Origin of the sequence: Faecalibacter bovis (genome assembly GCF_017948305.1) — a bacterium.
Classification (GTDB): domain Bacteria; phylum Bacteroidota; class Bacteroidia; order Flavobacteriales; family Weeksellaceae; genus Empedobacter; species Empedobacter bovis.
On the sequence record NZ_CP072842.1, the window covers coordinates 1,967,751 to 1,983,786 of the forward strand.

Genomic DNA, 16,036 nt, shown 5'->3' on the forward strand with positions numbered 1-16,036 from the left:
TAAATTTTTAATTGATATTTGTTTTTATCATTACAATAAATAAAAAATTATGAATCAACCTAAACGATTGTTTGATTTACCTTACCGACAATTAGAGTTATTTCCAAACCTAAATATGCTTAATACAAAAGTTAATGGGCAATGGAAAGCAATTACTTCTAAGCAATTTATCGACATGGTAAATGAAGTCTCAAGAGGTCTTATTGCAATAGGTGTAAAACAAGGTGAGAAAGTTGGTTTAATTTCCGAGAATCGTTTAGAATGGAATGTTATCGATTTCGCTATTCAACAAGTAGGTGGTGTTGTCGTGGCAATTTATCCAAATATCTCTGATGCTGATTACGAATATATTTTTAAAGACGCTAACATCAAAGTTTGTTTGGTTAGCACTGATAATTTATATGATCGTATTAACAATCTAAAATCTAACTTACCTACTTTAGAAAGATTGTATATGATTAATCCATCTCCAGGTAAAACAAATTGGAATGAATTAATTGATGCAGGAAATACAATCAATCAAACTGAAGTTGAGGTTGCGAAAGATGCAGTACAAGAAGATGATTTAGTGACATTAATTTACACTTCAGGAACTACAGGTAATCCTAAAGGAGTAATGTTATCGCACAAAAACATTTTAAGTAATTCGATGGCTGCTGATCGTCCTACACCAACTAAAGCATACGATAAATCACTTACATTTCTACCAGCTTGTCACGCTTACGAACGAATGATTCAGTATTTATACATGTACAAAGGAATGCAAGTATATTATGCCGAATCGATGGAAACTATCGGAGAAAATATGAAAGAAATTCAACCTCATATGATTTCTGCTGTTCCGCGTTTATTAGAAAAGGTTTATGAGAAAATCATGGCTAAAGGAAATGAATTATCAGGTATAAAACGTAAATTATTCTTTTGGTCTGTTGAAGTAGGAGAAGCGTATGATCCAGATCCAACGAAACGCGATTTCTTTTACGATATTAAATACGCGATTGCACATAAACTAGTTCTTTCGAAATGGAAAAAAGGTTTAGGAGGAAATTTAGGAGCAGTTTGTTCTGGAAGTGCGGCTCTTAATCAACGGCTGATGCGTTTGTATTTTGCGGCCAAAGTTAATGTCTACGAAGGTTATGGTTTAACTGAAGCTTCACCTTTAATTTCTGTAAATTCTTATCAAGACGGAGTGCTAATCGGAACTGTTGGACCTGCAATTCCTGGTGTGGAATTTAAATTAGCAAGTGATTGCGAAATTATGGTAAAAGGTCCAAATGTCATGTTAGGATATTACAATAATCCGGAAGCTACTGCAGAAGTTTTGAAAGATGGTTGGTTATATACAGGTGATATCGGAGAAATTATTGATGGTAAGTTTCTAAAAATAGTCGATCGTAAAAAGGAAATGTTTAAAACTTCAGGTGGAAAATATATTGTTCCTACAGCGATTGAATCAAAAATGGTTGAGTCAGATTTTATCGAGCAAATGATGGTCGTTGGCGAGACTCATAAATTTCCTGCAGCTTTAATTGTTCCTTCTTATCAAAATTTAATGGATTGGGCAAAAGCAAATGCGAAAGACTTATTATCATTATCAAAAGATGAATTCTTAAAATCTGAAACTGTTTATAACAAAATTATGTCAGAAGTTGAGAAAGGAAATATCCATTTTGGGAATTGGGAAAAGATTAAAAAATTCGCAATTATTCCTAACGAATTTACGATTGATGGAGGAGAATTAACGCCAACATTAAAACTAAAACGTAAAGTAATTGCTGCAAAATATAAGAATGAGATAGAGATGATCTATCAATAATTAAAACATTTAGTTTATAAAAAAGTGGTTTGAATATAGTTTCGAATCACTTTTTTTATCTAATCAATTTTCGATATTCATCATTTTTAATACTAATTATTCAGATTTATTTTATATCTTACTTAATTACAATCGATTAGTTGTGTTGATGTAACGAAATCTTGTAAAAGTTTATTATTGTGAAAAAATATCACGAAATTTGCAAACATTTTTGGAAAAAATATAATTGATGAATAATCCGACAAGAATATTTGATTTAGCATACCGTCAAGCTGAATTATGGCCTGACAATAATATGTTTGCTACTAAAATAGATGGTGAATGGAAATTTACAAAACCTTCTGAGTTTATTGAACAAACCAAAGCTATTTCAAAAGGGCTTTTGGCATTAGGTATAAAACCTGGTGATAAAGTTGGATTAGTTTGTGAAAGCCGTTACGAATGGCATGTTATCGATTTTGCTATTCAGCAAATTGGAGCTGTTGTAGTGGCAGTTTATCCAAATATAACAGATGCTGAATATCAATTTATTTTTAACGATGCTGAAATTAGTCTATGTATCGTTAGCAATAAAAATTTATATAATCGTATTAGTAAATTAATGGACTCAATGTTCAATTTACAATACATTTTTGCGATCAACGAATTTCCTGATTCTAGAAATTGGACTGAATTAATAAAAATTGGTCAAGATATTTCAGATGAATATGTTTCTAATTTAAGTCAAGCTGTTCGTCCTACTGATTTAGCTACTTTAATTTATACTTCAGGAACTTCAGGGCGTCCTAAAGGAGTTATGTTGTCGCACAACAACATGGTTTCTAATTTCAAGGCTTCTAATGAATTGTTAGTTTTAGAACCTGGAACAAGAGGATTAACTTTTTTACCTCCTTGTCATGCTTACGAACGTACTGTAATTTACTGTTATTTAAACTTAGGTATCAATGTTTATTTTGCTGAAGGTTTAGAAAAAATTGGTGAAAACATCAGTGAAGTGAAACCGCATATTATGACGGCCGTTCCTCGTTTGATGGAAAAAGTGTACGAAAAAATTATAAAAACAGGAAGTACTTTAACTGGTACTAAACGTAAGATTTTTGATTGGGCTGTTGAGGTTGCTGCAGAATATGAGCCAGATGCATCAAAACGTTCATTGGCATATAACATGAAGTTGGCGGTTGCTCGTAAATTAGTTTTAAATAAATTTTACGAAGCATTAGGTGGTAATTTCAAAAATATCATTTCAGGAAGTGCGTCTTTACAGGGTCGTATTGCTCGTGTATTTATGGCGTCAGGATTACCTTTTTATGAAGGTTACGGAATGACAGAAACTTCTCCATTAATTACAGTTAATAATCCTTATCGTTTAGGGGTGCGTATCGGTACAGTTGGTTCGCCAATTTCTGGTGTTGAGGTTAAGTTGGCTGAAGATGGAGAAATTTTAGTAAAAGGTCCAAACGTAATGATGGGATATTACAAAAATCCAGAAGCAACTGCTGAAGTTATTATTGATGGATGGTTACATACAGGTGATATTGGAACTTGGATTGAAGGTGAAGGGAAATTCTTAAAAATTATCGATCGTAAGAAAGAAATGTTTAAAATTTCTGGTGGGAAATATGTTGTTCCTGCACCGATTGAAAATAAATTAACTGAATCTAATTTCATTGATCAAGCAATGGTTGTGGGTGATGGTGAAAAATTTCCATCAGCTTTAATTGTTCCAAATTTTGCAAATTTAAAAGAGTGGGCAGAAGTTGCTGCTCCAGAAATTGCGAAATTACCAAAGATTGAATTTTACAAGCAATCTGAGGTTCAAAAGAAAATTAATCAAGAAATTAGACAAGCAAACCAATTTTTTGGAAATTGGGAACAGTTAAAAAAATGTGTTATCATTTCTGATGAGTTTACAATCGAAGGAGGTGAATTAACACCAACTTTAAAGAAAAAAAGAAAAGTAATTGCTGAAAAATATAAAACTGAAATAGAGAATATTTTCAAATAAAATTTATAAAAGACCATTTTTTAATGGTCTTTTTTTATGTCTTTTAAAAGAATTATTTGCAAAGTATTTAGTCAATAATCAATTATAATACAAATATTTAAAAAGAGATTAAGTCACTGTATTTTACCCATTTTTAATCAAAATGATTGTGAAAGTTTAATATTATGGAAAAATATTACGAGATTTGCCTGCATTTTATATAGTGGAAAAATATAAATAATACGAGATGAATAATCCTACGAGAATATTTGATTTAGCATATCGTCAGGCTGAATTATGGCCTAATCATGATATGTTTGCATCAAAAATTGATGGTGAATGGAAGTTTACTAAAACAAATGAATATATAGAACAAACGAGAAAACTGTCTAAAGGTTTATTAGCATTAGGTGTTAAACCAGGAGATAGAGTAGGTTTAATTTGTGAAAGTAGATACGAGTGGCATGTTATTGATTTTGCTATTCAACAAATTGGAGGAGTTGTTGTAGCAATTTATCCAAATATTACAGATGCTGAATATCAGTTTATTTTTAATGATGCAGAAATTGAATTGTGTATCGTTAGTAATAAAAATTTATATACAAGAATCAACGGAATGGTTGATTCAATTTTTAGTTTACGCCATGTTTTTGCTATTAATGAATTTCCAGATTCTAGAAACTGGTCTGAATTATTTCAGATTGGACAAGATACTCCAGAGTCTGTTATCGATACATTAAGCGCAGCTATAAAGGAAACAGATTTAGCGACTTTAATTTATACTTCTGGTACAACAGGGAAACCAAAAGGTGTGATGTTATCGCACAAAAATATGGTATCTAATTTTTTAGCGGCTCGTGAAGTTACTAAACTGGTTCAAGGCGACGCACGTGGATTAACTTTTTTACCTCCGTGTCATGCTTACGAGCGTATGGTTATCTATACTTATTTACACATTGGTATCAGCGTATATTTTGCGGAAGGATTAGAAAAAATTGGTGATAACATCAGTGAAGTTAAGCCACATATCATGACTTCGGTTCCACGTTTGATGGAAAAAGTGTACGAAAAAATCATGAAAACGGGAAGTAATTTAACAGGTACTAAACGTAAGATTTTTGATTGGGCTGTGGAAGTTGCTGCAGAATATGAGCCAGACGCTTCTAAAAGATCATTAGCTTATAATATGAAGTTAGCAGTTGCTCGTAAATTAGTTTTAAATAAATTTTACGATGCTTTAGGTGGTAATTTTGAAAGTATTATTTCAGGTTCTGCTTCATTACAAGGTCGTATTGCTCGTGTATTTTTAGCTGCTGGTTTACCTTTCTTCGAAGGGTATGGAATGACTGAAGCATCACCATTAATATCTGTAAATAATCCTAACAAATTAGGTTTAAGAATCGGAACTGTTGGTTCAGCTGTTTTAGATGTAGAAATCAAAATTGCGGAGGATGGAGAGATTTTAGTAAAAGGACCAAATGTGATGATGGGTTACTACAAAAATCAAGAAGCGACAGACGAAGTTTTAAAATATGGTTGGTTACATACTGGAGATATTGGGGTTTGGGAAGAAAAGCACTTCTTAAAAATTATCGACCGTAAGAAAGAAATGTTCAAAATTTCGGGTGGAAAATATGTTGTTCCAGCTCCGATTGAAAATAAATTAACAGAATCTAAATTCATCGAACAAGCGATGGTTGTGGGTGATGGAGAAAAATTTCCTTCAGCTTTAATTGTTCCGAATTATGTAAGTTTAAAAGAATGGGCTCAGGATGCGTCTCCAGAAATTGTTTCTTTATCGAAAACTGAGTTTTTAAAACATGCAGAAATTCAAAAGAAAATCAATCAAGAGGTTCGTAATGCAAACAAGTTCTTTGGAAACTGGGAACAATTAAAAAAATGTGTAATTATTCCGAATGAATTCACGATTGAAAATGGCGAATTAACACCAACGTTAAAGAAAAAACGTAAAGTAATCGCTGAAAATTATAAAACTGAAATTGAAAATATTTTTAAATAAAGAAGCCCACATTTTGTGGGCTTTTTTATTTGATATTTTAAACTGAATTATAATAGCTTATTGAGCTAATTCTTTTACTTGAGATTGAAGCTTAATTAATCTTGAAATTTGTTCATCAGTCAAATTATTTTCTTCTTTTGCTTGTTGAATCATTTCTTTTAATTCTTTTGCTTTATCCAATTTTGTAGCATATTCTAAAAGTAATGTAGGATCTCCACTTTCAGCTATTTCAGCTAATTTTGAATACTCATTAATGTATGATTCATATTCATTTAGTAATTGATCAACATCTTCATTTCCATTAGTAGAAATTTCTTCTGAAGATTCATTTTCATTATTATTTTCTTCAGAATTTTCTTTTTCAGACTCTCCTGAGATTTCATTTACTGTATTTAAAATTGATGCGACATCTCCAATCAACTCAGTCGATTCTTTTTCATTCGAGCAAGATGTAAAAGTAATCAGCACGAATAATGAAGATATAAAAGTCGTTTTTATTTTCATAATTGTTTATGTATTTAACAAACTTCCAAATGTATCAATACCTAATTATAAAATGTGAGTATTTTAAAGATTTAACTAATATTTAATCTAACTCGTCAATTCATTCCGCATGATAATAATTTGAACCAAGAGTTCAAAATCTAAACATCAACCTTGTTTTATAATTGCTTATATTTGCAGTAGCGTTCAGGACAACTGAGCGTTTTGTATTTTTTGATAATTGACCAATAGTTCATAATTATTGTAAATCGTAATTATATTAAAAATACAATTAATGCAAATACTTAATAATTAATGCAATTCCAAGAAATATATAAAAATTTAGGCATCGAGGACATGAACGCGATGCAGCGTAATGCTTTCGAATTTTCGGGAGATAATCAAGATATTATTTTATTATCACCAACAGGTTCTGGTAAAACATTAGGTTTCTTATTTCCAGTTTTAAGAGATTTAGATCCGAATGTAAAAGGTGTTCAAACGTTGATTATGGTTCCGGCTCGTGAGTTAGCTTTACAAATTGAAGAAGTTTTCAAATCAATGAAAACAGGTTTTAAAGTAACATGTTGTTATGGAGGTCATAATACGAAGATTGAACAAAATAATTTATTAGAAGCGCCTGCTGTTTTAGTTGGTACGCCTGGTAGAATTGCATATCATTTACGCAACGAAAATTTTGATCCAACTACAATTAAAACTTTAGTTTTAGATGAGTTTGATAAAGCATTAGAATTTGGATTTCAATCTGATATGTCATCAATCATTTTTGAGATGAAGAATTTGCAACATCGCATTTTAACTTCAGCTACTGAAATGAAAGATATTCCTGATTTTGCAGGGTTAGAAAATCATAAAGTAATTAATTTCTTAAAGAATAAAGAAGTTAAACCTAATTTGAAGATGAAACAGATTAACACAATTTCTGAAGAGAAATTAGATTCATTATTCAAATTGATTTGTAAGTTAGGTAACCAACGAATGTTGATTTTCTGTAATCACCGTGATGCAGTAACACGTATCAGCGATTTATTACGAGAAATGGGAATTGCTCGTGAAAGTTTTCATGGTGGAATGGAACAAGATGAGCGTGAACGTGCGTTATTAAAATTTAGAAATGATTCGGTTCGTGTTTTAATTACGACAGATTTAGCTGCGCGTGGATTAGATATTCCAGAAGTTGATACAATTATCCATTACCAATTGCCACCAAAAGAAGATGCTTTTATTCACCGTAACGGTCGTACAGCTCGTATGAAAGCGAAAGGGACAGTTTATTTGGTAATTAGTAACGAAGAAAATTTTCCTTTTGTAGATAAGAAATTAGAAGTTGAAGATATTTCGGGCGAATATCCAATTCCGGCTCGTACGCCTTATCAAACCATTTATATTTCTGCAGGTAAAAAAGACAAAGTCAATAAAGTAGATATTGTTGGATTTTTGTTCAAAAAAGGAGAATTAGATAAGAATGATGTTGGTATTATTGAGGTAAAAGATACAACTTCTTATGTTGCGATTAATCGTAAAAAAGTTCCTGAGTTATTGAAGAAATTGAATGGACAAAAAGTGAAGAACAAGAAGGTAAAAATGCAAATTGCTTACTAAATAAAATAAGAAAACTATGTTAGCACACCACGTATTATTTTGGTTAAAAGATGATGCAACTGATGAAGAAGTGAAATTATTTCATCAAGCATTATTGGATTTAGAACCAATTGCGCCATCAGCTTTTTTTCATGTAGGAACTCCTGCTGCGATAGAAAGAGATGTAATTGATGCATCTTACTCATTTTCATTATTCGCTGCATTCGAAACGATGGAAGACTTTGAAAAATATCAAAAACATCCAGATCATATAGCTTTTTTAAATGGGCCAAATAAATTAGCAAAACGAGTATTAATCTACGATGCTGATTAAATAAGATAAAAAAACCGAGTTGAAAAACTCGGTTTTTTTTTGTTTTAAATCGATTTATTCTTCTTAAAATATAGTTGATGAACAATTCATTTTTGAAGGTTTTATGCTTTTAAAATAGACGCAGATTTTGGTCATTTTAAAAAGCCCCAAAAGAGCCTAAAATTTTGGAGCCAATTCAAATTTAATTTAAAATTCAATATGAATAATAACACGTAATATTTCTATATGTATCGATTGATGTTTAATTCCTTATTTATGGATTTTGTCTATCAATTAACCTTTCTATTTTAAGTTCAAGATCACGAATTTTATCTTCTAGCGATGTTATTTTAGTATTTAAACTATCAATCATTTCTCTGGATTCTGAATCAATTATTTCCCATCTAGGAGAAGTAGGAGGAATGCTAGTCATTTTAATTAACTTATCAGTTGTGTCGTACGTTAAATACCTTACACCTGTAGCACCATCATATTTAACACCTTCTAATTTTAAGAATCCATCAGGATTTCTCTCTAAAGATAAATCAGGAACGCTTAATGCATCACCCCAACGCAATTTTCCTGACATCATAATTTCAAAATTAGCGTAAGGATTACTTGTTGAGTGTAAATCCTGTCTTGAAAATCGTAAACCTGGTGAACTAATAGGTTCGTTTACATCACGAGATATTGTTAGCATTGTATTTTGAAATCTCACCCAGTTTGGACCTCCTCTAGATATTCTCACATCAGGACTACTTGTACCTCCACTACCTAGTAAAAGTACACCAGATTTATTGATTGCAAATGATGGAGTAGTATCATTCGGCCTATCAAAAATACGTAGATTATGAGTTGTAGTTGTTTCACTAGGGTTTCTGATATTAAAAGCACCATATGATTCAATATTTGGTTCACTTGAATTTAGTTTGTGAATATATACAGTTGGTGTTGCTAAATTTTCGTTATTGAAATATAATTTGCTTCCTAAACCAATATTTTGAGTTGTGAATGAATTCCCAACCACATGTAATTTTATAAGTGGATCTATTGTTCCAATACCCACATTACCAGTAGGTGAAATTCTCATCCTTTCTAAAATATCCGTAATTCCAGTACTAAAAGTTAAAGAAGTAGGTATACTTGTACCATTTACATCACCTGTAATGGATGTTGAAATATTTGCACGATTATAAAAAGTGTTATTTGCATAACCAGCGAATCCAATTGTACCTAATGAGTCACCATTTCTAACATTGCTAATAACACCATTTTCGAACTTTGAAGGTCTAAACGTTAAAGCTCCATCATTACTAGTTGTATTGTTTGTAGATTCAATAATAAAATTATCTTCGGCAAAAGTTTATGATTCTGGATTTGGTCTAATATGTAAACCAGCTTCCATAGTTCTATTTGTAAAATCGCCAATACCAACGCGGCCATTTTGGTAAATACTCTGATTATTAGCGTTTGCTGGATTAGCTGAATTTGATATATTCCAAGGTTCAATTTGCATATTTTTCCATACACTTCCATCAAAATAATAATATCCGACAGCTTGAATATTTATACGCTGCCCTGTAAAATTACCTCCAGAAACATCTGTAATATATACAATAGGACCTTTTTGGTTATCACCATATAGATTTTCGCCTTTTGCTGTAAGTTCGGCTCTTGTTAAACGTGGTGCAATTAATCCATCAATACTTGTAGGAGAAGTAGCCGAAGCAACGACATCTAAAGTAGCTTTCGGATCAGAAGTATTAACTCCAACTTGGGAAAAGCCATAGCTTGAAAATAATACTGAAATAAATAATAAATTCTTCTTTATAGATTTAATTAGTTGTGGAACAAATCTAGGAATTAAGCTATTTTTATTATATAGTACTTTTTCGTGAATATAATGCGAACTACTTTGTTTTCAGGGATTTAAATGGAGTTATTTGAGAGAAGTTGTTCGATTTATTAAATATAGCAACTAGGTGTATAAAGTAAATGTTGCATTTGTTACATCAAATTTATACATTAAATAATGAAATATAGTTCTCATCAAAATTTCTACACATAAAATTAATTTCAACCTTAAAATTATCGCTTTCTTTTTTCCCTGTTATTATTGGGTCAAATTCTGGATCATCATTAAACATTTTAAAAAATGATTGAACTGAATCGTTTTCAAGCAATTTCTTTTCTAAAATTTTATCATTAGTAGCTACTTTATAGTTTACATCTTTTTGAAATATCTTTTTGAAATAATTTGTATGCTCAATTTTAAAATTCTCAATCTTAGAATCCTTTAAAATAATTTTAGATTGAACAGTTATTCTTGAAGTTAAATTGTCAGAAGAATTTATAAAATTTGGTTTAGAAAACTCAGATTCTTTGAACACTAACGTATGTTTAATCAAAGCATTGTTATTTTCTTGATGAATTTCAAATGTTACTAATGGGAAATAGGCGTTAGAATTGAACCATTTTTTTTCTGTTTTAGTAAATTTTATGTCATTGTTTAATAAGTATTCTTCTAACGATTTGTGCACTGATAATTCTGATTAAATATTTATTGAAAATAATGAAAATTTGAGAGAAAATTTAGTTTTTTTAACACGATGTTGTAAATTATTACAAAAGATTAATTTCCTTCAAAATATTTTCACGTGCTTGTTTTTCAAACTTTTCTTTAAAATATTCTGTTTTATAAATTTCTTCAAACGTTAGAAAATGCTCTAATACTTTTTTTCTTCCAGGTTTGTAGATTAAATCAGGATAAATTGAATATTCTTTCCTGATTTGATTTACATATTTTTCATACTGATTCCAATTTTTACCAAGAATTGATAAATCTGCATCAAGTAAATAATTAGTATCTGAATCGATGGATTTTGAATGAGATTTTGTCGCTAAAATTTGTTGATATATTTGATCAATTTGAGTAGCATCTACATTAATTTTAACTAATCTATTCGCAGCAATATTTGCACTTTTTTCCTCATTATCTTTTGATGTGCTTTTGTAGATGATATCGTGATAGAAAATAGAAAATAAAATAGAATCCCAATTGTAAATTTCAGCCTTTGCGTTTTGTAATTCATCTATCATATTATCAAGATGAGATAGATTGTGATAATATCTATTTTTTTGAGAATATGCTTTTTCAATTTCTTCCCAATACTCAGCTTCTAATATTTTATTGTCTGAATATTTTGCTAATAAATTACTGAATTCTTGTTGTAAGTTATAATTCATTTGATCAATATCAATAGTTTACAGTCTAATTTAGGTTGATGTTTTTATAAAAGCAATTTTGTGAAATATTTTGTTAGATGATGTTTATTTTTTTTACAATATTATTTTCTATTAAAAAGTATTCAGGTTTAAATATTGAATCAGTATGATTATTTAAAGAATTAGAATTTTTTATTATTAATTTACTATCTCGTCTAAATTCAATTCCATTATTTTCTTCGTTTAGTTCTTGTGGTAAGTCTTCTAATATTTGTCCGGTTTCTCGATTAATTATAAAGAGTGATAGACAACCTAACCCACAATTATTGGTAATCCCTGTATAATTACCAGCTAAGTTTGTTTTATTCGTTTTCTTTATTTCATCAGTTATAAATTTCACATATTCTTCGTTAGTCCTAAAACGACTATTTTGAAATTTTGGATTTACTAATTTTTCAGTTTAATTCGTAGCTGGATATTTTGAAAACAAACTATCAATATTCGTTGAATTAGTAGAAACATCTATATGTTTATTAGTAATATTTTCTTGTTTATTAGAAATTCTATTTTCAACCAATTTTTCATTGACTTTTAAACAACTATTGAAACTAAAACTAAAAAATATTAAATTGATTAAAATAAATTTTCTCATGGGGGTTTCAAGTTGCTAATGCAACGTTTGTATAAAAATAGTAAAAATTTTGATTATTTGATATGTTGAATAATCATTCGATTAAAAACTTGTGCTGGCGAATATCCATCAAGAACTTTTCGAGGTCTTTGATTAAGTTCCCTTTGCACTTTTTTGAGTTCTTTTTCAGAGTGAACTGAGAGGTCAGTTCCTTTGGGAAAATAATCTCTTAAAATGCCATTTGTATTTTCATTTGTAGGTCTTTCCCAAGGCGAATACGGATGAGTAAAATAGACTTGTACTTTCGTGTTTTTGGTGAATAATTTATGCTGCGCCATTTCAGTACCGTTATCGTATGTCAAAGACTTTTTCATCAGCATTGGTAGTTTCTTAAATTCCTTTTCAAAAGCCTTTCGAACAGTCTCTGCGTTTTTGTCTTTTAGATGCACTAAAATAACCGCCCGAGTAGATCTTTCCACCAAGGTTCCAATGGCCGATTTATGATCTTTACCGATAATTAAATCACCTTCCCAATGTCCAGGAATCTCTCTACCTATGACTTCTTGAGGTCTTTCATCAATAGAAATACGATCTTTAATTTTAATGTCTTTCGATTCATTCGAGCGAGCAGGTCCTCTAGTTTTTTTCTTTTGTCTTAGCGAATCAATTAGTTCCTTTTTTAGGTGACTTTTACTGTGCAAATAGATATAAAAATAAATAGTTTCGTGGCTTACATTCATTGCATTATTGTGTGGAAAATTATGTTTTAAAAATATGGAAATTTGTTCAGGCGACCATCTTTTTTTGAGTTTAGAATGCACAATTTTTAAGAGCTTTTTATTACTTAAAATTTTACTTCTCCCATAGTTTTTATTCATTGAAATTTCAAAGGCAATTTGATGTGAAATAAAAGCATCATAACAACTTTTTTTGAATTTTTTCACTTCTCTTGAGATAGTGCTTTTGTTTCGATTTAATAAAACAGCAATGGATGAAATGGAAAGTTTTTGATCTAAATATTTCTCAATTTTAAATCGTTCTTGTAGGGTTAATCTTGTATAATTTTGGCTCATAACAACACTAAATTAATAATTTATAGTGTTGCATTAGTTTTTTGAACCCGCGTTAGCCTTGCACACAACGAGCCGAGTATTTGCGAAGAACGGGAGAGAAATTGAACGAAGTTCAAGTTCGTGCGTTCAAGCAAATTGCTCTTTTCTGAAACTAAATTAGATTAAAGTTTTAAGAAAAGCAATTTTGCGAGCGGAAAAGAATGGGATGAAAGTTTACTTTCAGACCGTTTTTTGCGAAATACTTTGTTGTACGCAGTTTATTTAATATTCATCTTCCATAGTTTTGTCAATCCAATCTATGAAATTTCTCCATTTATAATTTGGGTTAGATTCAATAGCGTTTGAGTTATGGTCAAAAATCACAATAGGATATTCAGATTTAGAACTTCTATTATCAAAACACCAAAAATCTCCATTATCTTGTTTGAAAGGTGTTAGATATTCGGGTAATTTTAATTCTGCATAATCTTTTAATACTTCTTCTAAACTCATATAAGGTTCAAGTAAGCTATTTGCAAAACCAAATCCATCAAAAGCAAAATTTCCGATCGGAATTTCTTTGCAATATTTTAGTTGAAATTCGATAAATGATTTCGGAAACTGACATTTATATTTTTCAATTAGTTTATTCAAGTCCGTTTCATTGGGTTCAGGATAATTCGGTGGGAACGCTGGTTCTCGTTCAGAATATTTTGATTTTATATCTTCAAATGTCATGTTTGGAAAAATTGCGTACAACGGTTCGGTGTTAGCGAACTACGGAGTAAATAAAACTAATACGGTAAGTGATTTCAAACCGTAGTTTCGCTAAATACTTGTTATGTGATGTACTTATTTTAAAACACAAAAATTAATTAACTAAATGACTAAAGAAGAAAAAATAAAAGAAGCTTAGGATAACGCTGATGGATTAAATAAAAATAATTGGGCTAACCATTGGACATACGATATGGCGAAAAAACATGGAATGGATAAAGATGGTTGGATTAAAGTATGTGGATATGAACCTGGAGAAGGAATGGTTTGTGATTATATGAGGCCACCACAGTTAAAAGGTATTGAGGATAACAACGGTTGGAATATTATTACTGATGATTTAGAATTTACAACAGAAATATTTTGGCTTTATAATTCAAGTAATATAGACTTGTTTAGAGGTCGTTTGTTTGATGATGATAAATTACCGATTCATAGATACGCTACACATTACCAACCAATTGAAAAACCTAAACCACCAATTTATTAAGTATATCACATAACGAGCCGAGTATTTGCGAAGAACGGGAGAGAATTTGAACGAAGTTCAAGTTCGTCGGTTCAAGCAAATTGCTCTTTTCTGAAACTAAATTAGTTTATTGTTTTAAGAAAAGCAATTTTGCGAGTGGAAAAGAATGGAATGAAAGTTTACTTTTCAGACCGTATTTTGCGAAATACTTTGTTATCTGCAGTCGCAATTTATTTAATCCTTTGCAGTTTTAAAATAAAATCAAATTCATTTTTTTCGTATTTAGAATCAACCTTTTGCAATTCAATTATTCTGAATTTATCTATCAATTTTTTTTGATTAAAAAGTTGTAGTATTAAGTTATCTTTTTCATTACTTAATTTTATTTCGATATAATTTTCAGCCTTTGAAACCTTTTGAGTAGGTGGTTCAGAACAATAATTTGCATCGCCAAGAATAAAAGCGTCATTTTTGTGAAAATTCCAATTAATTATTTTGCAATAATCTCTTTTAAAACTTCTTGCATTTTTAAATTCAATAAATTCACTTGTATAATATTTATTTTCAGTATTGTCTGTAAACCAAGGATTTGAACTTGTATCAATTAGATTTTTATTGGGCTGTTTAATTGTACTCTTGAAAACTTTTAAAACATTTTCTTTATTCAATTTAACGCTTTGACAAAAACTAAATATTGAAAGATGAATCACAAAAATTATTATAATTTTTTCACTGAATTTCATAGATTTTCTATTTATGTTTGTTTTTTTTGTGATTGCAGATAACGAGCCGAGTATTTGCGAAGAACGGGGAGAATTTGAACGAAGTTCAAGTTCGTACGTTCAAGCAAATTGCTCTTTTCTGAAACTAAATTAGTTTATTGTTTTAAGAAAAGTAATTTTGCGAGTGGAAAAAGATGGGATGAAAGTTTACTTTCAGCCCGTTTTTCGCAAATAATATGTTAGCTGCTGGCATTTATTATTTAGACTGAATGATGAAATCATATTCATGTTCGGTAAAATAAAATGGAATATTAGCCCATTCTAAATTATTATTTTTAGCAGTTAAATGTACTTGATATATAAATTGCATAAACTTTGAAATAATGATTTGCTCAGTCCAATCTCTTGCATCTTGCAACTCTTGAGAAACATCGTCATTTTCAATTAAGTTTTCAAATAAATTCTGAAAATCTTCAAGACCAGTTAAAACAAATTCTTCCTTAGTCATTATTTCAGGATTGCAATCTGATAACCATTCCATATCTTCAGGATTATAGCCGCCATCAAATTCAAAAGCAAAACATTGTATATACCACTTTTCAGTATTTATATCAAATTCGTTTAATTCAAAATAGAATGCTTTTATTTCTGAGTGCTTAGAGATTTTCTTATAAAAAGAATCGATCCATTTAATACAATCTTCCACATTATTTGTAAATGAATGCTCTAATATTTTATGAAATGAAGTTTGGTTAATTTCATTTAAATGTTTTTTTGCAATAGTTATTGCATTCTCAAAATTTAACTTTTCAAGTTCATAATTTATTTTTTCAGCAAAATCAAAGTTCATATGTAATTTTTTTAATGCTTGCAGCTAACGTTTTGGGTATTGCCGAAGGCGGGGAAATCGAAGCTGGAAGTTTCGATTTTGCACCGAGGCGA

General features: G+C 30.1%; 17 protein-coding genes. 6 read left to right on the top strand and 11 right to left on the bottom strand.

Annotation, left to right across the window (positions count from 1 at the left end; all coding sequences use genetic code 11):
- Positions 1–49 precede the first annotated feature (49 nt).
- From J9309_RS09450 to J9309_RS09460, 3 genes are all read left to right on the top strand, one after another.
- Complete coding sequence (locus J9309_RS09450; RefSeq protein ID WP_230475641.1) at positions 50–1,816, top strand: AMP-dependent synthetase/ligase; 1,767 nt, start codon at positions 50–52, stop codon at positions 1,814–1,816.
- A gap of 229 nt (positions 1,817–2,045) precedes the next feature.
- Positions 2,046–3,821 carry an AMP-dependent synthetase/ligase gene (locus J9309_RS09455; RefSeq protein WP_230475642.1) on the top strand — a complete coding sequence of 592 codons (1,776 nt, stop codon included), beginning with the start codon at positions 2,046–2,048 and terminating at the stop codon, positions 3,819–3,821.
- Between the two features lie 226 nt (positions 3,822–4,047).
- Positions 4,048–5,820 carry an AMP-dependent synthetase/ligase gene (locus J9309_RS09460; protein ID WP_230475644.1) on the top strand — a complete coding sequence of 591 codons (1,773 nt, stop codon included), beginning with the start codon at positions 4,048–4,050 and terminating at the stop codon, positions 5,818–5,820.
- A gap of 57 nt (positions 5,821–5,877) precedes the next feature.
- On the opposite strand, the gene J9309_RS09465 is transcribed toward J9309_RS09460, so the two are convergent.
- A complete protein-coding gene (locus J9309_RS09465) occupies positions 5,878–6,324 on the bottom strand; it encodes a DUF6591 domain-containing protein (protein ID WP_230475646.1) in 447 nt (148 codons plus the stop codon).
- 294 nt (positions 6,325–6,618) lie between these two features.
- Between J9309_RS09465 and J9309_RS09470 the strand changes: the two genes are divergently transcribed.
- Both J9309_RS09470 and J9309_RS09475 read left to right on the top strand, forming a co-directional pair.
- Positions 6,619–7,926, top strand: a complete 1,308-nt coding sequence (locus J9309_RS09470) for a DEAD/DEAH box helicase (protein ID WP_230475647.1) — start codon at positions 6,619–6,621, stop codon at positions 7,924–7,926.
- A gap of 16 nt (positions 7,927–7,942) precedes the next feature.
- On the top strand, positions 7,943–8,239 hold the full coding sequence (locus J9309_RS09475) for a Dabb family protein (RefSeq protein ID WP_230475649.1): 297 nt from the start codon (positions 7,943–7,945) through the stop codon (positions 8,237–8,239).
- A gap of 253 nt (positions 8,240–8,492) precedes the next feature.
- Here the strand turns inward: J9309_RS09475 and J9309_RS09480 are convergent, their stop codons facing one another.
- The 8 genes from J9309_RS09480 to J9309_RS09515 form a co-directional block, all read right to left on the bottom strand.
- Entirely contained in the window at positions 8,493–9,308 is an 816-nt protein-coding gene (locus J9309_RS09480) for a hypothetical protein (protein ID WP_230475651.1), read from the bottom strand.
- A 273-nt stretch (positions 9,309–9,581) separates the two neighbouring features.
- Positions 9,582–9,734, bottom strand: coding sequence for a hypothetical protein (locus J9309_RS09485; protein ID WP_230475652.1), 153 nt, complete (start codon positions 9,732–9,734; stop codon positions 9,582–9,584).
- 502 nt (positions 9,735–10,236) lie between these two features.
- Positions 10,237–10,758: a hypothetical protein gene (locus J9309_RS09490; protein ID WP_230475653.1), complete on the bottom strand. Its 522-nt coding sequence runs from the start codon at positions 10,756–10,758 to the stop codon at positions 10,237–10,239.
- Between the two features lie 82 nt (positions 10,759–10,840).
- Positions 10,841–11,464, bottom strand: a complete 624-nt coding sequence (locus J9309_RS09495; RefSeq protein ID WP_230475654.1) for an HD domain-containing protein — start codon at positions 11,462–11,464, stop codon at positions 10,841–10,843.
- Between the two features lie 73 nt (positions 11,465–11,537).
- Positions 11,538–11,843 carry a hypothetical protein gene (locus J9309_RS09500; protein ID WP_230475655.1) on the bottom strand — a complete coding sequence of 102 codons (306 nt, stop codon included), beginning with the start codon at positions 11,841–11,843 and terminating at the stop codon, positions 11,538–11,540.
- A 60-nt stretch (positions 11,844–11,903) separates the two neighbouring features.
- A complete protein-coding gene (locus J9309_RS09505; RefSeq protein ID WP_230475657.1) occupies positions 11,904–12,095 on the bottom strand; it encodes a hypothetical protein in 192 nt (63 codons plus the stop codon).
- 53 nt (positions 12,096–12,148) lie between these two features.
- Complete coding sequence (locus J9309_RS09510) at positions 12,149–13,147, bottom strand: IS30 family transposase (RefSeq protein WP_230475658.1); 999 nt, start codon at positions 13,145–13,147, stop codon at positions 12,149–12,151.
- 261 nt (positions 13,148–13,408) lie between these two features.
- Positions 13,409–13,864: an SMI1/KNR4 family protein gene (locus J9309_RS09515; RefSeq protein ID WP_230475659.1), complete on the bottom strand. Its 456-nt coding sequence runs from the start codon at positions 13,862–13,864 to the stop codon at positions 13,409–13,411.
- 232 nt (positions 13,865–14,096) lie between these two features.
- On the opposite strand from J9309_RS09515, the gene J9309_RS09520 reads away from it, so the two are divergent.
- Positions 14,097–14,393, top strand: a complete 297-nt coding sequence (locus J9309_RS09520; protein WP_230475660.1) for a hypothetical protein — start codon at positions 14,097–14,099, stop codon at positions 14,391–14,393.
- 209 nt (positions 14,394–14,602) lie between these two features.
- Here the strand turns inward: J9309_RS09520 and J9309_RS09525 are convergent, their stop codons facing one another.
- Both J9309_RS09525 and J9309_RS09530 read right to left on the bottom strand, forming a co-directional pair.
- Complete coding sequence (locus J9309_RS09525; RefSeq protein ID WP_230475661.1) at positions 14,603–15,040, bottom strand: hypothetical protein; 438 nt, start codon at positions 15,038–15,040, stop codon at positions 14,603–14,605.
- A 310-nt stretch (positions 15,041–15,350) separates the two neighbouring features.
- Complete coding sequence (locus J9309_RS09530; RefSeq protein ID WP_230475662.1) at positions 15,351–15,944, bottom strand: hypothetical protein; 594 nt, start codon at positions 15,942–15,944, stop codon at positions 15,351–15,353.
- Between the last annotated feature and the right edge of the window lie 92 nt (positions 15,945–16,036).

Excerpts from the sequence above, each read along its gene's own strand:
- J9309_RS09515 (WP_230475659.1), bottom strand. The coding sequence starts at position 13,864 with ATGACATTTGAAGATATAAAATCAAAATATTCTGAACGAGAACCAGCG.
- J9309_RS09480 (WP_230475651.1), bottom strand. The coding sequence starts at position 9,308 with ATGAGAATTTCACCTACTGGTAATGTGGGTATTGGAACAATAGATCCA.
- J9309_RS09510 (WP_230475658.1), bottom strand. The coding sequence starts at position 13,147 with ATGAGCCAAAATTATACAAGATTAACCCTACAAGAACGATTTAAAATT.
- J9309_RS09505 (WP_230475657.1), bottom strand. The coding sequence starts at position 12,095 with ATGAGAAAATTTATTTTAATCAATTTAATATTTTTTAGTTTTAGTTTC.
- J9309_RS09485 (WP_230475652.1), bottom strand. The coding sequence starts at position 9,734 with ATGCAAATTGAACCTTGGAATATATCAAATTCAGCTAATCCAGCAAAC.
- J9309_RS09460 (WP_230475644.1), top strand. The coding sequence starts at position 4,048 with ATGAATAATCCTACGAGAATATTTGATTTAGCATATCGTCAGGCTGAA.
- J9309_RS09465 (WP_230475646.1), bottom strand. The coding sequence starts at position 6,324 with ATGAAAATAAAAACGACTTTTATATCTTCATTATTCGTGCTGATTACT.
- J9309_RS09450 (WP_230475641.1), top strand. The coding sequence starts at position 50 with ATGAATCAACCTAAACGATTGTTTGATTTACCTTACCGACAATTAGAG.
- J9309_RS09475 (WP_230475649.1), top strand. The coding sequence starts at position 7,943 with ATGTTAGCACACCACGTATTATTTTGGTTAAAAGATGATGCAACTGAT.
- J9309_RS09455 (WP_230475642.1), top strand. The coding sequence starts at position 2,046 with ATGAATAATCCGACAAGAATATTTGATTTAGCATACCGTCAAGCTGAA.
- J9309_RS09530 (WP_230475662.1), bottom strand. The coding sequence starts at position 15,944 with ATGAACTTTGATTTTGCTGAAAAAATAAATTATGAACTTGAAAAGTTA.
- J9309_RS09470 (WP_230475647.1), top strand. The coding sequence starts at position 6,619 with ATGCAATTCCAAGAAATATATAAAAATTTAGGCATCGAGGACATGAAC.
- J9309_RS09495 (WP_230475654.1), bottom strand. The coding sequence starts at position 11,464 with ATGAATTATAACTTACAACAAGAATTCAGTAATTTATTAGCAAAATAT.
- J9309_RS09520 (WP_230475660.1), top strand. The coding sequence starts at position 14,097 with ATGGCGAAAAAACATGGAATGGATAAAGATGGTTGGATTAAAGTATGT.